This is a genomic window from Streptomyces canus, assembly GCF_030816965.1.
Lineage (GTDB): Bacteria > Actinomycetota > Actinomycetes > Streptomycetales > Streptomycetaceae > Streptomyces > Streptomyces canus_E.
Genome location: NZ_JAUSYQ010000002.1, coordinates 5,482,348 through 5,501,709, shown reverse-complemented (window position 1 = coordinate 5,501,709; position 19,362 = coordinate 5,482,348). Strand labels below are relative to the sequence as shown.

Here is a 19,362-nt window from a genome sequence, read left to right as displayed (position 1 = left end):
CCCCTTTGGAAGGACGACAACCATGCCTTACGCCGCCATCACCTACGACGTGAAGCCCGGCAACGAGGAGGAGATCACGGAGATCTTCGCCGGCTTCCAGCGCGTGGACACCCCCGTGCTGCGCGACGAGGACGGAAACGAGGTCGGCCGTCTGCTCGGCACCGGCGTGTTCATCAAGGACGCGACGCTGGTGCGCTTCATCCACTACGAAGGCGACTTCGCGGCGGTCGGCCGGCACATGGGCACCCAGCCCGGCGTGCACCAGCTGGAGGAGAAGCTCCAGCCGTTCCTCGCCACGCCGCGGGACACCTCGACGCCGGAGAAGTTCAAGGCGCACTTCATCAACAGCCTGATGCGCTGTGTCTCCCAGTTCTCGGCCGAACAGGCCCAGACCGCCTGACGCGGTGAGGACGCCTTCCATTCCCCCCACGTCTTCGAAAGAGATGAGATGACCACCGCGAGCACCTACGGACAGTCCCTGCACACCGTGGGCCTGCCCGACGCGGACCGCGTCGGACGCAAGGCAGCCGTCCTGGGCGAGCTTCTGAACGCGGGCTTCACCGTGCCCGAGGGATACGTCATGCCCGCCGCGGCGCTGGAGGAGACCCTGCTCCACGCCGGTCTGGACGACAGCAGGGACGAGGTGACGGCCGAGAGGGTGACCAGAGCCGAACTGCCGCAGCGGGTGCGCGCCGATCTGTACCGCATCGCCGACGCCATGGCGGGGCAGGCGCTGGCGGTCCGCTCCTCCGGCGTCGCCGAGGACACCGCCGGAGCGTCCTACGCGGGCCAGTACCAGACGGTGCTGAACGTGCGGGGCTCCGCCGGGCTCGCCGATGCCGTGCGCACCTGCTGGGCCTCGGCGTTCGCCGAGCGGGTGCGCCAGTACGCGGGGCGGCAGGACGGCGGGGCGGCCGGTGGCATGCCGGTGCTCGTCCAGCGCATGGTCGACGCCACCGCGGCGGGCGTGGCCTTCAGTGTCAACCCCGTCACGGGCTCCGACGAGGTACGGATCAACGCGGTGCCGGGACTCGGCGACCGGCTCGTCGACGGCGGGGAGACCCCGGACGAGTGGGCGGTCTCCGGGGACACCGCCACCCACACCTCGGGCGAGCGGGGTGCCATCGATGCCGAGCAGGCACGGGAAGTGGCGCGCCTGGCCCGCAGAGTTCACGCGCATTTCGGCGCGCCGCAGGACATCGAGTGGGCCTTCGACGGCGAGCGGCTGTGGCTGCTGCAGGCGCGGCCCATCACCGCGCTGCCCGACCACGTGGAGCCGGTGCCGATCCCGGTCGACGTCCCCGACGGGTACTGGGCCCGGTCGACGTACTCCTCGCGTCCCCTGTCCCCGATGTTCCGTTCCATGGTCCTGGCCACGCTGGACGAGGCGACCAGCCGGCTGTTCCGCTTCGGGCTCGGGGAGTGCATCCAGTTCCGCGAGATCGGCGGCTGGGTGTACGCGCGCTACGTGTCCGTCTCGGGAGCGGAGGCGGTCAAGGACCGGCTGGCCCGCGTGGTCGCCGAGGTTCGTGCGGGCGAGCCCGCCAGGGTCTTCGACCGTTGGTACGAGGAGTGGCAGCCGGCGCTCGCCGCGCGGCTCGGCGCCCTGCGGGACACCGACCGGCAGGGCCTCGACGACCAGTCGCTGGCCGGCCATCTGAGGGAGACCGAAGAGACGCGCCACCACGCCTCGGACGTGCACTACCGGATCGGCGGCGCCGGCACCTTCGTCCTCGGCGAGCTCGGCGTGGTCTGCCGGGATCTGCTGGGCCAGAACACGTCCGAGACTCTGAAGCTGCTGACCGGGCTGCCCGGCAAGACGACCGAGCCCACGTACGCCCTGGCCGCGTTGACGCACACCGCGCGGGACACCCCCGGGCTGGCCAAGGTGCTCATGGAAGCAGACGAGGGCACCGTCGATCAGCTCGCGTCAGTGGATACGGACTTCGCCCGGGGGTTCGACGCGTACCGGCGTGAGTACGCACACCGCACGCTGGAGATGGACCTCACCTCGCCGACCATGGCGGAGCGGCCGCACCTGCTGCTGGCCCTCGTCCGCGATCAGCTCACGCGGTGTTTCGACCCGGAGAGCGAGGTCGCGGCGCTGACGCGGCAGCGGGAGGAGGCGACCGTCGCGGCGAGGGCGGTGCTCGAGGGCGACCCGGATGCTCTTCGGCGGTTCGACAGGGTGCTGGCCCTCGCCCAGCGGGCCTATCCCCTCCGCGACGACAGCGCGTACTACACGCAGGTCGCCGGCGCGGTGCTGCGCTACGCGGTGCTGGAGGTGGGCCGCAGGCTCGCCGGACGCGGCCAGCTCGACGCCGCCGATCACGTCTTCTTCCTGGAGCGTGACGAGGCCCTCGCCGCACTGAGGGACGGCGACGACAGGCGTCCGCTCGTCGCGCGGCGCCGGGGCGAGTACGCCTGGGCCGAGACCAGCCCCGGACCGGCGTCCTACGGCGATCCGGTCGGCCCGGACCGGCCGAACCCCCGGTGGATGGCCAAGCTCCCCCAGGAGGCCCGGCACGTGCTGGACATCGGGCTGTGGTCCTGGCGGGAGGTCTCCGGGGAGGGCGCCCACGGCGGTATCGACCGGCAGACGGGAGTCATCCGCGGAATCGCGGGCTCCGCGGGGCGGTTCACCGGACCCGCCCGGGTGATCAGGAGCGAGGCGGAGTTCGGCAAGCTGCGACCCGGAGACGTCCTGGTCTGCCCGGAGACGACGGCCCAGTGGTCCGTTCTCTTCACCAGCGTCGGGGCCCTCGTCACGGACACCGGTGGGCTGCTGTCACACCCGGCGATCATCGCGAGGGAGTACCGGGTGCCGGCGGTCCTCGCGACCGGCAACGGCACCAGTCTGGTCCGTGACGGTCAGATCGTCACCGTCGACGGTACGGCGGGAACTGTGCAGGTCTCCCGCTGAATGTGCTCAGTTGAGCCTGCGGCTTCGCGAGGCGGTCTGTGGGGAGACGGCGTGCACACCACTTTCCCACAGATCGGCAAAGAGCCGGTGTTTTCATGGGAGTTGATCTAGTACCGACCCCGCGACTCCGATAGCTTCTACCAGGTGATAGAAGGTCAACTTTCAAGTAACTGGAAGTTGACGACCGCACGTATCACCCATGGCAAACGAATCGGGGGACGGGTTTTGCTGATGAACTTCAGATTGCTGGGGCCATTCGAGATTCTCCATGAGGGGCGCGACATCACGCCCACCGCGCCGAAACTGCGCGCGGCGCTCGCATTGCTGCTGGCCAGTCACAATCGCGTGGTACCGACACCGGCACTGATCGAGGAGATCTGGTCGGACGATCCGCCGAACGGTTACACGGCCACCGTGCACACCTACATCTACCAGCTGAGAAAGCTGCTGCACGGTAACGAGAACACCGACTGCCTGGTCACTACACCGATCGGCTATCGGGCCGATATCGCTCCGGAAGCTCTCGACCTGTGCGAGTTCGAGCGGCTGTCCCTCTCCGGCCGCCAGGCGTTCGAGGCCGGCGACATGACGCGCGCCTCACAGCTCCTGCACGAGGCGCTGGTGCTGCGGCGTGGCGGTGTGCTCACCGGCGTGCGAAGAGGTCCGTTGCTGGAAGCACAGGCCGCGCGGCTGGAGGAGAACCTCCTGCGTGCCCTCCTCCTGCGGATCGACGCCGATCTGCGGCTCGGCCGCCACGGCGAACTCGTAGGCGAGCTCCGCGAGTTGGTCATCGAGTACCCCATGCACGAAGAGCTGAACGCGAAGCTGATGCTGGCTCTGTACCGCTGCGACCGGCGATCGGCAGCGCTGCAGGTGTACCACGATGTGCGCCACGCCCTGCGCGACGAACTCGGGATCGTGCCGTCGCCGAATCTGCAGCGGATACACCAGGACATCCTCATGGACGCCCCCGTGCTGCAACGGCGCGAAGCGGAGCCGGTCAGAGAACAGGTCACGGTGACCGCCTCGGTTCCCGCCACCCTGCCGCCCGACATCGGCGACTTCGTCGGCCGCGAGGCCGAACTCGGCGCCCTCGACCGCCTCTTGACCCCGGGCGACACCGCCCCGCGCACCGTTCTCGTCGTCGGCGCCCCGGGAGCCGGCAAGAGAGCCCTGGCCAGACGGGCTGCCCACCGGGCGCGCCACAGATTCCCCGACGGTCAGCTCTACGCCAGTCTGGTGCGTGAGGGCGGCCGGGACGCCGAACCCGCGGAGATCCTCGGAGAGTTCCTTCGCGTCGTCGGGTTCGACCCTGCCGACATCCCCGTCGGCGAGGAGGAGCGCAGCAGCATGTTCCGCTCCTGGGCGGCGGACCGCGGGGGCCTGCTGGTCCTGGAGGGCGCGAGCGACCTGGGACGGCTCAGACCCCTCATGCCCAGCGGCCCCGAATGGGCCGTTCTCGTCACCGGCGAATACTGCCTTCCGGGACTGGCGAGCGCACAGCGGCTCGAACTCGGTCCCCTGGACCCCGCGGAGGGACTGGAACTGCTCACCGCCATCGTCGGCCGGGAACGCATTGCCCGGGAACCGGACGCGGCCGACGAACTGGTGCGGTTCTGCGGTGGCCTGCCGCTGGCCCTGCGGGCGGCCGGGGAACGGCTGGTGTCCGCCCGCCACTGGAGTATCCGCAAGCTGCTGCGCCGCGCGTCCGATCCCGTCAGCGGGCTGGAAGAGCTTCGTGTCGGCGACATCGACCTGGCGGCCCGCTACACCCGGTGCTATCTGTCGTTGAGCGAACCCGAACGGGCAGCCTTCCGCGTGCTGGGCCGACTCGGCACCGCTCCCTTCAACGATGAGCGCGCCTCCCGGGAACTGCAGGTGGACGCGAGAACCACCGAGGACCTCCTCGATGCGCTGGTGCAGGCCCACCTGGTCGAGGTGGAACTCGCCGGCCCGGACGGTGCGGCGCACTATCGTTTCTCTGGTCTTCTGGCCCGCTTTGCCGGCTCTCTGGCGACCTACTGGGAGAGTCTGGTCCAAAAGGACCTCCCTGTCGGCGTCGCCGCCTGACCCCTGCAGGGCGGCGCCCGTCCGGTACATGATGTCTGCTCGCCCGGCTCGGCTGCGCGATCGGGACCGCCGGACGCCTCTGGGCGCCCGGCGGTCCCGAGGGGCCCGGCGGTTACTCGGGCTTGTTGCCGGTGTCGCGGCCGATGTCGAACGGGGAGCTGACACCCTCGTAGGCCAGGTGCATCACCATGCCCATGGTGGCGTGCTCCAGGTTGTGGCAGTGGTCCATCCAGATGCCCGGATTGTCGGCCCGGAAGGCGATCTGGTAACTCTCGCCCGGCTGGATGTACAGGGTGTCGGTCCACCAGGGGCTTCCCGTGACCGGTTTGCCGTTGTGGGCCAGCACCAGGGCGTGGTGGCCGTGCAGGTGCATCGGGTGACCGGCATGCCCGCGGTTGACGAAGGTCTGCTCGACCAGATCTCCCTTGCGCACCATGAGCATCGGGATGTGGGGGAACGACTTTCCGTTGATGGTGGGCAGGAAGTAGAACTTGCCGTCGTAGTAGCCGGGACGGTCGTCGATGATCAGCTTGAACTTCCGGTCGAAGTGGCTGTGCGGCCCGAACGGGGTGGACGCGGGGCTGCCGTACGCCGCTGGATCGAAGGCCGGCCAGTTCATGGAGCCCCGTGTGCCGTCGCCCGTGCCGCCGGGCCGCAGGACCAGGTCGGAGGCTGAGCCCTGGAGGTCCGAGAGCCTGACCGGGTGGTCCGGCATCGTGAAGGTGAGGTCGTCACGGCCGCCTTCACCGATCAGGAGCCGGGCCTGGCGCAGAGGGGTGGGCTTGTTGAGATCCGTGCCGTCGATGGCGCTCACCGTGAACGGGGCACCGGTCAGCGTGAACGACGTCGGCTCCGTCTCACCGGACTCCAGGCTGCTGGTGTTGACCAGTCGCAGCCGCACCCGGGTGCCGGGGGCCACGGTGCGCCGCTGGAGACGGTCCGACGTGCCGAGCGCTGCGGTACGCACCCCGTTGGCGGTCGGCCACAGGTGGGCGAGCACGGTCATGTCGAGGCCCTGGGGCCGGCCGCTCCTGGGCAGGACGACCAGCGCGCCGTACAGACCGTGGGTGACCTCCTCGAAGGAGTCCTGGTGCGAGTGGTACCAGAAGGTGCCCACCTGGTGGGGCCGGAACCGGTAGGTGAAGGTGTGTCCGGGCTGTACGGCGTTCTGGGTCACGCCCGCGACGCCGTCCTCGGCGTTGGGTACGTCCAGCCCGTGCCAGTGCAGGGTGACACCGGCCCGCCGACCTGCCAGGTGATTGACGAGCTTCACCTGGACCAGGTCGCCCTCGTGGACCCGCAGTTCCGGCCCTGGGGTCCGCCCGTTGAAAGCCATCCCGTGGATGATCTTGCCGGAGGCCAGGCGGATCGTGGAGTCCTTGGCGGTCAGGGTGAAGCTCTCGTCAGGCGTTCCGCTGATGTCGCCGGTCAGGTTCGTGACGCTCGTGGTCCGTACGGACTTGCCCGAGTGGTCCATCGCCATGCCGGCCATGGCCTTCGGCCCGCCGCCCCAGTCCATCGGAGAACTGTCCATCGCCAGCTTTCCGGGCAGGCGGCTGGCCGACTGCGCGTAGCTCAGGGTGCCGCTCAGGCCCAGAGCGACCGCGGCGACCGTGCCCACGAAGCGGACCATGCGGGCCCAGAGGCGCGGGCGCCGGGCGGCGCCCGCGCCCTGAGCGGCCTGCCGCATCCGCTGCCGGAGGGACAGCACCGCGGTACCGACCGCCAGCACGCCCCACAGGCCGATCAGGTACCTGGTGTACGGAGGGACCGGGCGGGCGACGAACACCACGTACAGCCCCAGGAGGGCGCCGATGGCGGTCGTCTGAACCGGGATCACCAGCCGGGGAGCGGCAGCCGCCGACCGCTGTCCCGGTGTGGTCGGCGCGTCCGCATCGCCCGGCTCCGCGGCAGCGATCGCACGCAGGGCGGGCACGGACAGGGCCAGTGTCGCCGCGAACGGCAGCACCAGCAGCGGCACCGCGAGGATCATCCGGTTCGAACCGTAGTCCCAGCCGTAGCTGGTCATGTAACCGGCGACCGCCAGCCTTCCGGCCACGGCGAGCGCACAGAACCAGATGAATCGCAGAGAACGTCGTGCGCTTTTCCGGAGTTTCTGCCGACTGGGCCGGAAAACCAGTCGGCCGACACGGTAACCGGCTATTCCCCACAGCAATACCAAAAGCATTGCCGCGACCTCGTCCATGTTTTCCAGTTGCTCAAACACCGGGGTCTCCCAGAGTCGTTGTCATGGCGACAACGCTATGAGCACTCCGGGTGCCCCTCATCCGTCCGGACGCGACCACCGACTACGCAAATTCGCGTATTCGAGGAGGCAGCGTCAGGGTCTGACGAGGCCTGTCTGGTAGGCCACCACCACCAATTGGGCACGGTCGCGCACGCCCAGTTTCACCATGGCCCGGCTGACGTGCGTACGAGCCGTTGCCGGACTCATGTACAGCTTCTTTCCGATCTCATCGTTCGTGAGCCCGTGGGCGGCAAGTGCCATGACCTCGCGCTCCCGTCCGGTCAGCACCGACAGGCGCTCCTCGTCCCTGGGCGCCGGAGTCTGTGCGGCGAACCGGGTGATCACCTGGCGGGTGACGCGTGGGGTGAGCAGGGCCTCCCCGGCGGCGACCACGCGTATCGCCTCGCGCAGGCGCTCGGGTTCGATGTCCTTGCCGAGGAAGCCGCTCGCGCCGGCCCGGAGCGCCCTCGAATACATACTCGTCGAGTTCGAACGTGGTCAGCACGACGATCCGTACGCTCTCCAGAGCCGGGTCCGCCGTGATCTGCCGGGTGGCCGCCACCCCGTCGAGCACGGGCATACGGACGTCCATCAGCACCACGTCGGGCACCGTCTCGCGGACGGTCCGTACTGCCTGCGCGCCGTCGGACGCCTCGCCCACGACCTGGATGTCCGGCGTGTTGTCCAACAGGCCGCGGAATCCGGCCCGCACCAGCATCTGGTCGTCCGCGAGCACCACTCGAATCGTCACTCCGCCTCCTCGGCCTGCTCTTCCACGGGCAGCCGGGCACACACCCGGAATCCGCCGTCCGCGCCCCCGCCTGTCTCCAGTTGTCCACCGAACGCCGCCACGCGCTCACCCATGCCGGTCAGGCCGAAGCCCGGTGGTCCGGAGGGGGAGGCCGACGGCCCTCGGCCGTCGTCGTTCACCTCGATCACCAACTCCCGGGGCAGGTACCGGATCCCGACCGCCGCCCGCTGTGCCCCCGAGTGGCGTACGACGTTGGTCAGGGACTCCTGGACGATACGGTAGGCCGACGCATCCACCACGCCGGGCAGCGGCCGGGCCTCGCCGTCCACCGTGACCGACACCGCCACCCCGGCCTGCCGCGCCAGCTCCGCCAGGTCGTCGACAGCGGCCAGGGTCGGAGCCGGAGACCACTCGTCCTCGCCCTGAGCCCGCAACAAGCCCACGGTGGCCTTGAGTTCACTCATCGCGTCCCGGGCGGCCTGCCGGACCACGCGCAACGCCGCCTCGGCCGCCTCGGGCCGGTCCTTGAGCACGTCCTGGGCGAGGCCCGCCTGGACGGTGATCGCCGAGATCGAGTGGCCGATGATGTCGTGCACCTCGCGGGCGATGCGCAGCCGTTCCTCGGTCACCCGCTGTGCGGCCTCCCGCTCCCGTTGCGCCTCGGACTCCTCGAGCCGCGCCTGCGCCTCGGCGAGCCGGATGCGCCGGTTGCGCACGGTGTCACCCAGCAGCATCACCGCGATGAGCAGGGAGGAATCCTGAACAATGTTGGTCAGCAGGGGAAGCGGAGGATCGCCCAGCCGTACGCCGTGCACGACGAGGTCGGCGCCGACGAAGAAGGCCGCCACACCGGCGGACCACTTCAGACGTCCGGCCGTGCAGGCGGTGTACAGGGCCGCCGCCAGTGGCAGCGCCGGCTCGATCCCCGGATATTCGACGGTGTAGTAGACGAACAGCAGGACCGTGGTGGCGGCCAGCACGCCGAGCGGATGGGTCCGTCTGGCCAGCAGTACGGCACCAATTGCCGTGCCCAGGAAGTACGCCCCCAGATCAGGGGGATACGCGCCCGGTTCGTAGGCGATATGTATCGCGACGCACACCACGGCGGCGACGGCCGCGGCCACCACGACGTCGACGACCGCGGGCGGCCACCTGCGCAGGTTCATATCGGCCAATCTATCCGTACGCCGATCTTGTGAATCGACGGTGCCGAGGGCCCCGTCGGGAAGACGGAGCCCTCGGCACCGGGTCAGCGGTGAGAACACGGGCGGTGGGCGGTCGGGCGGGGGCTCAGACCGGCGCCACCAGCGCCACCGCGTTCACCGTGACCGCACACAGGGCCAGGGCGGTCCGCAGGTAGTGCCAGCCGCGCCACCGCGTCCGGGGGTCCTCCCAGTTGTCGGGAAGCCTCGTCACGTCGAGCGCGGCGAGGGTCCGGTTGATCGGGACGTTGCGCAGGTGCGAGACGCACTGGGTGCCGATCAGCAGAACCAGGCCGGTGACGAACAGAGCCGACCTTGCCGCCGACGTCGACAGCAGGGCGAGCACGAGGTCCAGCCCGGTCGCGACGTTCACGATCACGGGCATGGCGGGGTGGTAGCCCCTGCCGAGGAGCCGGTGGACCTCGACGTACCGGTCCGGCGGCAGCGCGGAGAAGGCGGGTACGGCGCTCAGCGCCACCGAGACGAAAACTCCGGCGACGACTCCGCACAGCACCAGCTGCACGACACCGAGCAGTTGAGTCACCACGTCGCGGACCTCCCGGTCAGATCGCGCGGCATTCGATGACCGCCCAGCCGCCGACGGGCGGCTCGTTGACGATCTCGAACCCCGCCGCGCCGAGCAGCGACCGCCACTCGCCGAGGTCGCGCTCCCTGCCGCCGAAGCGGAGCAGCATCTCGATGTCGAGAAACTTGCCGCGGTCCCAGCTGTTCGGGCCGGAGAGCACGAACTCGCAGAGGAACAGCGGTGCTTCGCTGCCGGCTGTCGCCTCGCGCACCCGGCGCAGAATCGCCACGGCCCGTTCGTCGTCCCAGTCGTGGAGCACCGCCTTGATCAGATAGGCGTCGTGACCGGACGGCACCTCGCCGAAGAAGTCCCCGGCCACGGTCGTGATCCGGTCAAAGACGTCGTCGGCCAACCGGGTCGCCGCCCCTTCGATCACCGAGGGCTGGTCGAAGAGCACCCCCTTGGCGTGCGGGGCGGTGCGCAGCACCTCGCTGAGGAAGAACCCGTGCCCGCCGCCGATGTCGGCGATGCTCGCGAACCGTGAGAAGTCGGCCTGAGACAGCAGCGCGGCCGTCGAAAGTCGGCTCATCCTGGTCATCGCGCGGTTGAACAGCCCGGCCGCCTCGGGATCCGATCCCAGGTGCTGGAAGAACGGCTTGCCGAAGACCTCGTCGAACGAGGGTCGTCCCGAACGGACGCTGTGCAGGATCTCTCCCAGCGGACGCCAGAGCGTCTCGTGCCCGTTGAACAGCACCAGGTCGCGCTGGCTGTGCGGGACGTCGCTGCGCAGGGCGTCGGCCATGGGGGTGAGGGTGAAGCGGCGCTCGGGCAGTTCGGCGAAGACACCGAACGACGCGGCGCAGCGCAGCAGTCGGTAGAGGGCATCCGGGTCGGCGCCGGTCAGCTCGGCGAGCTCGGCCGCCGGGCGCGGGCCGTCGGCCAGATGGTCGGCGATCCCGAGTTCCGCCAGCGCGTAGACGATCTGCGAGGCCCGCTTGCCCTCGACGATCATCAGCAGTTGCAGGTGCGGGGGCATGCCAGGTGTGTCCGCCGGCCTGGCGAAGGCGTCGGCCCCCGGTTGCGTGAGAGTCATGTCGTTCTCCTCGGTCGATCGGTCGGATCAGAGCAGGAAGCCGGCGGCGGTCACGTTGAGCACGAACGCCGCGACACCGAAAGCGGCGCGAACGGCGTTCCAGTTGCGCCACTTGACCCGCGGATCGATCTCCGCCCAGTTGTCGGGCAGGCTGTCGCGGTCGAGTGTGGCGACCCAGCGGTTGATGGGGACGTTCTTGGCGAGCGAGATCGTCATGGTGACGACGAGGAACACGCATGCCGTGCCCGTCAGCACCGAGACGGTGGTGTCCGGGACCAGCACGGCGAGGACGGCGTCCAGCAGCAGCGCCGACACGAGGTTGACCGGCATGAAGGGATCGAACCGCGTGACGAGGAACTGATGGACCGGTACGTAGCGGTCGACCGGCAGCGACAACAGCAGCGGGGCGCCGCCGAGCACCGCGATCATCAGCCCGCCGGCCGCCAGCCCGTTCGTCAGCAGGACCAGAGGGAAGACGAGATTGGCCATCGTGCGCGCTCCGTCAGCGGACCGTGACGACGGTGGCCATGCCCTCGGCCGCGCGACGACGGCCGTTGGCCGGGTCGACGGCGTACGAGGCCAGTGCGTATGTTCCGGCCGGGATCGCGTAGTGCATCAGACCCTGGCGGCCGGGGCTCATCACCGGCATGCCGACCGTGGGTCCGGTGAAGGGGTTCGCCACCTGCGTGCCGGTAGCGAAAGAGGCGAAGTATGCCGCCAGGTCGGCATCGGTGGTGCCGGGTTCGACCGGGGTGAGCGTGGCCTCCTCGCCGGCCGAGGACTCGTTGGTCACCAGGACCGTACCGTCGGCGGGCAGGTGATCGGGCACCACGTATCGGGCCTTCCCATCCACGTCGGCCTGGACGATCACGGCGTCCGGCGCCGGAACGGCGGCGTGGCGGGTGTGCCCGGTCACCTGGAACGAGGTGACCGCCGGGTCGGGGTCGGACACGCCGACGGAGCTGAAGTCCAGTAGGTGGTAGGTGCCCGCGGAGAGCACGGTTGTGAACGACCCGGGGGCGGACTGGTCCACGACGGCACCGCCCAGGTTCTCGGCCTCGTCGGCTGCCGTGCGCGCGGCCTCGGCGGCGTGCGCCGGGTCGTGCGAGATCGTCGCGAGCTGCGCCAGGTAGTCCTTGACGGTGGCCCCGTCCTTCAGACGTACCAGCAGTACCGTGTGTCCCTTGGTGTCAGTGGTACGGAAGTTGAAGGTGATCGTCCCGGCCGAGAGGCGGCCGGGCACGTCGAGCTGCTTGTTGGCAAGGAGGACGTCGACGGGGTGGGGTCCGTGGACCCGGGTCGCCGCGTCGGAGTGTGCCGGGGCGGCCTGCGCGACATCGGCGGCGCAGCCCGCCAAGGACAGGACGGCGAGCGACGCCGCGGCCAGAGCACGCGCGGGGCGCGAGACGTTCGTCATGTGGGTTCCCTGCTGTGAGTAGTGGGTTGTAGGGGCCTTGGCAGGCGTGGAGGGCTGCGGCACCGTTCAGAGTTCGAGGCGCACCCGATACGTCTGCAACCAGGTGTTGAGCTGGAGCAGCATCTCGGCGCCTGCCCGCGCCACCCAGGCGCGCGGCCCGGACGCCAGGGACGAGGGGTCGGCCACGAGCGCGCGCACGGCATCGGCGTTCAGCACCTCGGCAGCGGGCGCCGAGGGGTCGTTGACCAGCTCGGTCATTTCCCGGCACAGGGCACGCCCGTACGCCTCGTCCTGGATGACGGGGAAGGGCGACTTCGTACGGTTCACCACGGACTCGGGCAGCACGTCCATGGCCGCCGCACGCAACAGGCTCTTCTCGCGGCCGTCGAAGCTCTTCATCGACCACGGCGTGTTGTAGACGTACTCGATCAGACGGTGGTCGGCGAATGGCCACCGCAGCTGCAGCCCCGCCGCGGTGCTCAGTGCCTCGCTGTGCCCGATGAGGGTCTCGGGCCAGCGCGTCAGGTGCAGATAGGAGATCTCCCGCAGTCGGCGGTCACGTTCGGACTCGCCTGCCACGGGGGCCACCTCGGCGACGGCCTCGCTGTGGCGGGCGGCGCTGTAGCCGGGAATGTCCAGCTCCTTCAGGAGCTGTTCGTCGAGCAGATCACCGCCCATTCCTGCCCTGCCGCCGCCGGACGCGGCGCGGGCGACCCACGGCAGGGTCCGGGCGTTCAGCAGTTCCGGCTTGTACGCCCAGGTGAAGCCGCCGAACACCGCGTCCGCCGGGTCGCCGTGCAGGGCGGCGGGCGTGTGTCCGGCCGCGGCCCGGCACACCAGATAGAGGGACGTGTTCGTGTGGCCGAGGCAGCTGGGCAGGTCCCGGGCGTGCAGAGCGGCCTGACGGGCTGCCGGATCGAGGAGCCGTCCGGTGTCCAGCACGAGGGGCGTCAACTCGGCTCCCACATGGCGCGCGACGTCCGCGACGAACGGGTCGTCCGGGGTGTTCCACACCTCGTCGGCGCGGAAGTGCTCGGCCTGGTCCGCGAAACCGACCGTGAACGCCCGCAGCGGTCCGGCGCCACGCCGTCTCAGCGCTCCGGCAGCCAGTGCGCTGATCGCGCTGGAGTCCAGCCCACCCGACAGCAGTACGGCCGTGGGCACTGCCGTGTCGATCTGCCGCGCTACGGCGTCCTCAAGCAGCGATCGGACCGTACGGACGGTGGTGGCCAGGTCGTCTCCGTGCTCACCGGACCGCAGGGCCCAATACCGCTCCGTACGCTCACCGTCCGGGCCGAAACGCACGACGCACCCGCTGGGTACCTGGCGCATTCCGCGGAACACGGCCGCCCCCGGAGTGCCCGCGTGCGAGATCAGCTCGCGCAGCCCGTCCGCGTCCACGGCCGCCGTCACCTCGGGGTGGGCGAGCAGCGCCTTGCGTTCCGAGGCGAAGAGCACCCCGGTCGGCGTCGGGTAGTAGAAGAGCGCTCGGGTGCCGAGACGGTCCCGCGCCATGAACAGCTCCTGCCGCCGCTCGTCCCACAGCGCGAAGGCGAACATGCCCTCCAGGTGCTCCGCGCACCCCGGCCCCCACCGCAGGAAGGCGCGTCCGACCAGTTCGGCGACGGGGAGGTCCGCGGCCCCGTGATCACCCAGTCCCAGCTCCTGCGAGACGCCGCGCCGGTTGTCCAGTCGGCCGGCGAGGCTGACCACGATCCGCCGGCCCTCCGACCCGATCACCGCGAACTGTGCGCCACCCACACCCTCGGCGGCACGGCCACGGCCGGCGAGGACGGCGTACGGACTGCTCCAGACGTGCTCGCCCTCCGGCCCACGGTTCACCATGGTCCGCGCCATGGCCGTGACCACGCTGACCCGAGTGGACAGATCACGGCGATGGTCGACCCAGCCGGCTACCGCAGACATTGCGCACCTTCCTTCGTGAGGCAACGCTCCGACGATCTCCCGACCGACTGAGCCACCCGCTGAAGGTGTGCTGAGTCCTCGCTGAGCTCGCCGACGGAGCGGTCCCGTCAGGAAGCCGCGGCGGCCCTTCTCGCCATCTCCACGAGGTCGAGCAGGTCGCGTGTGGCCTCGGCCGAGGACAGGAGGCTCAACAGGGCGATGCCCGCGATCACCAGGATCAGCGGGATGCCACCCCGCAGCGGGGGCGCGAGCAGCGCGGCGACACGGCGGGGCACAGGTCCGGGCTCCGGTACTTCGGAGGGGGCTGCGAACCCGAGAGCGAAAGGCGGCGTGTTCCGGCCGACCGCCTCACGTACGGCCAGGGCGGCCTTGGCGACCGTCCGTGCAACCAGCCGACGGTCACTGCCGGTCGCCGTGGCGGCGGTCTCGTCCGCCCATCGTTCGACCGTGAACTCCACGGCTGAGGCGAGCGGCCTCAGCAGAGGGTTCACGACCGCCGCCAAGTGCGCCAGGGCAACGTGAACATGGTGACGGTGGGTCAAGTGAGCGTGCTCATGGGCGATCAGCACCCGGCGCTCTCGCTGGTCCAGCGCGGCGAGCATTCCGGCCGACACCACGATCCGGCCTGGGCGCCCGGGCACGGAGAACGCCTCCGGCACCTCGGTGCCGACCACCACCACGTCCTCGTCACCCGGCAGGCCCGCGGCCTCGACATGGACTCTGCGCAGCGTCGCGATCCACCGTGCGAGCAGCCGCGTGGCGGCGAGGACGGCAACCAGCACCAGCAGTCCGGACCCGACAGCGACCGGATCCGGGTCGAGCCCGGCCCGGTCGACCATGCGGAGCGACCACCGGCCTGCAAGAGCCAGTTGCGGCACGCGCAGCAGGCCGGCGCAGGCCAGTAACCCGAGCGCGGCGGTGCTGCTGGCGGCGAGCACGAGGGCACTCGCTGTCAGGACCCGGGTCGCGAGGTCCGGCGCGAGCCTCTCCGAGACCGGGCGGGCGCCCAGGGAAGCCACCAAGGAGCACAGGAGCGGGACGTAGACGAAGTAGTGCATGGTGAGGAACCCCCTGAGCCCCCGTCAGTCGTCCTTGAGGGTGCCTCCGGCGAGCAGCGAGCGGAGCAATTGCTCGTCGTCGGCCGACAGATTGCTGACGAATCGCTGCAGCACTGCCGCGCGGTCGCGTCGGCCGCGGAGGACCTGGGTCATCTGCAGGGCGACCAGGCCGCTCTCGTCGGAGACCGGCTGGTAGGCGAAAGCGCGTCCCCGCGCGAGCCGGGTGAGGAGTCCTTTGGTGTACAGACGCGTCAACGTCGTCACGACCGTGCTGTACGAGGGGCCGCCACCCAGGGCCTGCCTGGTCTCCGCGGGGGTCAACCCCTCGGCTGAGGCGTGCAGCAAGGCCATCACCTGTGCTTCGAGTTCGCCCCGGGCCCGAATTCCATCCGAGTGCTTGGTCACTCCCTCGTCGCCTCCCCTCCACCGACGTCCGAGGTGGTCTGCGCTGCTCCCATCGGACGGACAGGGCGCGACTGCTCGCATCGTAACGTGGCGCCTTGCGGATGACGCGCTGCCGGGCAGCTCGACGTGTAGGCGTCCGGCGATCTTCGGGAGGACGTTGGTGTGGTGAAGATCCCGCGTGCTGTTCGGGACCGGCCGAGCTGGTACGTGTTGCACGACACGCGAATGAGTGTACGAACGAGGTGTCGCCTTCCGGCCCGTTCCAGTACGCCGTCGCCGAGGCCCTCGCGCTCCCGACAGCTACTTCACCGCGTTCCGCGCGGACATGCTGGCCAAGCGGGACCTGCTGGCTGCGGGGCTCACTCAGGCGGGCTTCGAGGTGTTCCGGCCTGCGGGAACCTACTTCATCACCACCGACATCCGCCCCCTCGGCGAGAAGGACGGCTTCGCCTTCTGCCGGGCGCTGCCGGAGCGCGCGGGCGTGGTCGCGATCCCGAACGCCGTCTTCTACGACCACCGTGAGGCGGGCGCGCCCTTCGTGCGGTTCGCCTTCTGCAAGCAGACCGAGGTACTCCAGGAGGCTGTGAAGCGCCTGAAGTCGTAGGTCAAGCCGCGGGGCCGCACCCGCCTTGGGGATTTCCGCTCGCGCGGGCGCGTCGCGTGACGGAGGGTGCCGACGCGAGCGGCCGGCCGACCCTCCCGCCCTGTCGCCCCTGCTCCGGCCGAGGCCGTCGGAACCAGGAGCTGTGCCCGGCCCCCTCCGTCCCGGCTTCGCTCGGGAAGAAGGACCCCGTCGCCCCAGCGGCACATCCGGGGTGCTGAGGGCACTGGGGACGGGGCGCAGAGTCAAGCCACCAGCGACCTGCCGACCTGCCGACGGTCACGCGCCTGCCGCCTACCGCCTACCGAGTCCGGGCGGGCCGTCGATCAAGCCCGACCACGCCGACGCCGAGGGGATTCCGGCGGCACGGCCGCACCGGGAGTCCTTCGTCAGCGGGCGTCCGCCTCGGGCTCCGGGCGCGGGAGTTCGTCGAGGTCGAGGGTGAAGGTGCGGCCGTCGGCCAGGGGGATGGGGAGCTTGCCCGTGCCGTACTTGTGGGTGTGTGCCGCGATGTAACCGGTGGCGGTCGGCTGGGTGTGAAGGACGACTTCCTGGGCGTAGGGGTCCACGACCAGGTAGATCGGGATTCCGTAGCGGCCGTACTTCGCGGTGCAGTCGTCGTAGTCCTTGCGTGCGGAAGAGGTCGAGACGACCTCGGAGATCAGCAGGACGTCCTCGAAGCTGTAGCGCTTGCCCTCCTTGCGTGCATCCTCGCGCAGGATCGCCAGGTCGGGGGCGGAGTTCTCGTCCGCGGGGAAGTCGATGTAGACGTCGGAGGTGACCTTCGCGTGACGGCCGAGGGCAAGAGCGGAGTCGATCTGCATCGATCTGATGGTGCTGGAGTGCTCTTCGCTCTGCGGGGTCATGATCACCTTTCCGTCGGCCCCGAACAGGACCGTGTACCCCTTGGGGAACTCGGTGTGCACGATCGCGTCGGCGCTCATGGACGGCTCCTTCCCGTGTGTGGTCAGGATACGACGGACAGTGCCGCGTCACTGAGCCCGTCGGAACGGCCGGCAGACCGGTCCGGACAGGTTGTGCGGCCCGCTCACCGCCAGTGCGGAGATCCGCAGAGGGGCCTGTCGCACGACATAGGAACAGGCAGGCCAACGAGGCGTCGCCTGGGTCACGTCGGCCCCGGGGCTGGTGGCGGCCGTGCGCTCGGCGAAGCAGTTCCTGACGTCATCACCACCGACATCCGCCCCCGCGGCGAGAAGGACGGCTTCGCCTTCTGCCGCGCCCTTCCGGAGCGCGCGGGCGTGGTGGCCATTCCCAACGCGGTCTTCTACGACCACCGCGAGGCCGGGGCACCGTTCGTGCGGTTCGCGTTCTGCAAGCGGGACGACGTTCTCCACGAGGCCGCCGGCCGCCTGCGACGCCTCGCGTCACCGGGCTCCTGAAAGCCGATCCGGGATCCGCCGTATTGCGCGGGCCGCCCGACCTGCCGACCCTGACAGCCGGGCCGCCCGGCCCACAGCCGGGCAGCCCCCTCAGCAAGATCTTCGTGAGCCTTCCGGTAGGGCTCCGTTACGGTGAACGCCGAGCTGAGGCGTCGCCGCACCTGTCCGGCACGCTGCGTTCGTGCCCGCCATCGCGCGCACTCACACCAGCAGGAGACCGCCGCAGCGTTCGGCGCCATCCTTCATCGCGATCAGGTTGGCCACCACATAAGAGATCTGGTTCCTGGAGTGCCAGTCGGTCGGGTAGTGGGTGCCCTGGCTGCCCTGAGCACCGGTACCGCCCTGATTGCCCTGCATGCCCTGTGCCCCGGTCCCGCCCTGGACGCCCTGCGGGCCGAGCCCACCCTGACCGCCCTGCGCGCCCGTACCGCCTTGACTGCCCTGCACGCCCTGCGCACCGACGCCGCCCTGGTTGCCCTGCGGGCCTGTGCCGCCCTGGTTGCCCTGCGCGCCAGTACCGCCCTGACTGCCCTGAATTCCCTGCGCCCCGGTCCCACCCTGAGCCCCTGGTGTCCCGGCACCGCCCTGAGCACCCTGCGCGCCAGTACCGCCCTGACTGCCCTGGTTGCCCTGCGCACCGACGCCGCCCTGGCTACCCTGCGGGCCTGTGCCGCCCTGGTTGCCCTGCGCGCCGGTACCGCCCTGACTGCCCTGAATTCCCTGCGCCCCGGTCCCACCCTGAGCCCCTGGTGTCCCGGCACCGCCCTGAGCGCCCTGAGCTCCGGTACCGCCCTGACTGCCCTGGCTGCCCTGCGCCCCGACCCCGCCCTGGCTACCCTGCGGGCCTGTGCCGCCCTGGTTGCCCTGCGCGCCGGTACCGCCCTGACTGCCCTGAATTCCCTGCGCCCCGGTCCCACCCTGAGCCCCTGGTGTCCCGGCACCGCCCTGAGCACCCTGAGCTCCGGTACCGCCTTGGTTACCCTGCGCACCGGTACCGCCCTGGAAGCCCTGCGCACCGGTATCGCCTTGGCTGCCCTGGAAACCCTGACTTCCCTGGCTGCCGGGACCACCCTGGAAACCCTGACTGCCTTGCGCACCGACGCCGCCCTGGGCGCCCTGCGCACCGGTATCGCCCTGGAAACCCTGCGGGCCCTGCGGGCCCTGCGGACCTTGCGGACCATGCTCATCGTGCTGGTCGTGCTGGTCGTGCTGGTCGTGCTGGTCGTGCTGGTCGTCCTCATCGTGCTGGCCAGGTGAATCCTGCTGGTCCTGCTGATCCTGCTGGTCCTGCTGGTCCTGCTGGTCAGATGGACCAGGCCGCTCATGTTGCTCCCCGCCGCCCCCTTCGCCCTCGTCTAGCCCGTCGCCCTCGTCTAGCCCGTCGCCGTCGTCCAGCCCGTCGCCGTCGTCATGGCCAGGCCGCCGTGTGCGGGCATCGGAAGCGGCACTCACGGCGCCGTTCGCAGCCGGCACACCGGGAGCGGAATCGACCGCAGACTCTTCCATGACGTCGGCCGGAGCGGTCGTCGACGACGCGACGTTCAGGACCAGACCAAGAGTCCCCGCCGCAGAGAGCATGGCAATGGTCTGGACCCACGATCCGCGAAGCGACCGACGCTTCATGGGAAACCCTCCTGGCAGAACCGAAAGCGAATATGCACCGCACGCGAATTCAGCGGTGCGTACGGTTACATCGCGCCAGCTCATCGGGCGCCAGGAGTATGCATGCACTGTTGTGCGGT

14 protein-coding genes and 3 pseudogenes are annotated in these 19,362 nt (G+C 70.1%); 6 read left to right on the top strand and 11 right to left on the bottom strand.

Going from position 1 to position 19,362, the window contains the following annotated elements:
• The first annotated feature begins 22 nt into the window (after positions 1 to 22).
• The 3 genes from QF027_RS26320 (at position 23) to QF027_RS26310 (ending at position 4,993) form a co-directional block, all read left to right on the top strand.
• A complete protein-coding gene (locus QF027_RS26320) occupies positions 23 to 400 on the top strand; it encodes a SchA/CurD-like domain-containing protein (RefSeq protein ID WP_306978542.1) in 378 nt (125 codons plus the stop codon).
• A 48-nt stretch (positions 401 to 448) separates the two neighbouring features.
• A complete protein-coding gene (locus QF027_RS26315; protein ID WP_307077476.1) occupies positions 449 to 2,923 on the top strand; it encodes a PEP/pyruvate-binding domain-containing protein in 2,475 nt (824 codons plus the stop codon).
• Between the two features lie 177 nt (positions 2,924 to 3,100).
• Positions 3,101 to 4,993 (top strand): AfsR/SARP family transcriptional regulator, encoded by a 1,893-nt coding sequence (locus tag QF027_RS26310; protein ID WP_307077474.1) that lies wholly within the window; start codon positions 3,101 to 3,103, stop codon positions 4,991 to 4,993.
• Positions 4,994 to 5,105: 112 nt separating this feature from the next.
• On the opposite strand, the gene QF027_RS26305 is transcribed toward QF027_RS26310, so the two are convergent.
• The 10 genes and pseudogenes from QF027_RS26305 to QF027_RS26260 form a co-directional block, all read right to left on the bottom strand.
• Positions 5,106 to 7,052, bottom strand: coding sequence for a multicopper oxidase family protein (locus QF027_RS26305; protein WP_307077472.1), 1,947 nt, complete (start codon positions 7,050 to 7,052; stop codon positions 5,106 to 5,108).
• Positions 7,053 to 7,334: 282 nt separating this feature from the next.
• Positions 7,335 to 7,959: pseudogene (locus QF027_RS26300) on the bottom strand (response regulator).
• Positions 7,960 to 7,988: 29 nt separating this feature from the next.
• Positions 7,989 to 9,158, bottom strand: a complete 1,170-nt coding sequence (locus QF027_RS26295; protein WP_307077470.1) for a sensor histidine kinase — start codon at positions 9,156 to 9,158, stop codon at positions 7,989 to 7,991.
• 124 nt (positions 9,159 to 9,282) lie between these two features.
• Positions 9,283 to 9,741 carry an anthrone oxygenase family protein gene (locus tag QF027_RS26290; protein WP_306978547.1) on the bottom strand — a complete coding sequence of 153 codons (459 nt, stop codon included), beginning with the start codon at positions 9,739 to 9,741 and terminating at the stop codon, positions 9,283 to 9,285.
• A 16-nt stretch (positions 9,742 to 9,757) separates the two neighbouring features.
• Positions 9,758 to 10,813, bottom strand: a complete 1,056-nt coding sequence (locus QF027_RS26285) for a methyltransferase (protein WP_307077468.1) — start codon at positions 10,811 to 10,813, stop codon at positions 9,758 to 9,760.
• A 27-nt stretch (positions 10,814 to 10,840) separates the two neighbouring features.
• Entirely contained in the window at positions 10,841 to 11,302 is a 462-nt protein-coding gene (locus tag QF027_RS26280) for a DUF1772 domain-containing protein (RefSeq protein ID WP_307077465.1), read from the bottom strand.
• Positions 11,303 to 11,315: 13 nt separating this feature from the next.
• Positions 11,316 to 12,230, bottom strand: coding sequence for a hypothetical protein (locus QF027_RS26275; protein ID WP_307077463.1), 915 nt, complete (start codon positions 12,228 to 12,230; stop codon positions 11,316 to 11,318).
• A gap of 66 nt (positions 12,231 to 12,296) precedes the next feature.
• Positions 12,297 to 14,156 (bottom strand): asparagine synthase (glutamine-hydrolyzing), encoded by a 1,860-nt coding sequence (gene asnB, locus QF027_RS26270; protein WP_306978551.1) that lies wholly within the window; start codon positions 14,154 to 14,156, stop codon positions 12,297 to 12,299.
• A 107-nt stretch (positions 14,157 to 14,263) separates the two neighbouring features.
• On the bottom strand, positions 14,264 to 15,214 hold the full coding sequence (locus QF027_RS26265; RefSeq protein WP_307077461.1) for a M56 family metallopeptidase: 951 nt from the start codon (positions 15,212 to 15,214) through the stop codon (positions 14,264 to 14,266).
• A gap of 24 nt (positions 15,215 to 15,238) precedes the next feature.
• Complete coding sequence (locus QF027_RS26260) at positions 15,239 to 15,619, bottom strand: BlaI/MecI/CopY family transcriptional regulator (RefSeq protein WP_306978553.1); 381 nt, start codon at positions 15,617 to 15,619, stop codon at positions 15,239 to 15,241.
• Positions 15,620 to 15,870: 251 nt separating this feature from the next.
• Here QF027_RS26260 and QF027_RS26255 point away from each other — a divergent pair.
• Positions 15,871 to 16,223, top strand: a pseudogene (locus QF027_RS26255) (aminotransferase class I/II-fold pyridoxal phosphate-dependent enzyme); the annotation flags it as partial.
• A gap of 386 nt (positions 16,224 to 16,609) precedes the next feature.
• Here the strand turns inward: QF027_RS26255 and QF027_RS26250 are convergent.
• Complete coding sequence (locus QF027_RS26250) at positions 16,610 to 17,164, bottom strand: Uma2 family endonuclease (protein ID WP_307077459.1); 555 nt, start codon at positions 17,162 to 17,164, stop codon at positions 16,610 to 16,612.
• 172 nt (positions 17,165 to 17,336) lie between these two features.
• Between QF027_RS26250 and QF027_RS26245 the strand changes: the two are divergent.
• Positions 17,337 to 17,620: pseudogene (locus tag QF027_RS26245) on the top strand (aminotransferase); the annotation flags it as partial.
• Between the two features lie 306 nt (positions 17,621 to 17,926).
• Positions 17,927 to 18,877: a hypothetical protein gene (locus QF027_RS26240; protein WP_307077456.1), complete on the top strand. Its 951-nt coding sequence runs from the start codon at positions 17,927 to 17,929 to the stop codon at positions 18,875 to 18,877.
• The last annotated feature ends 485 nt before the right edge of the window (positions 18,878 to 19,362 follow it).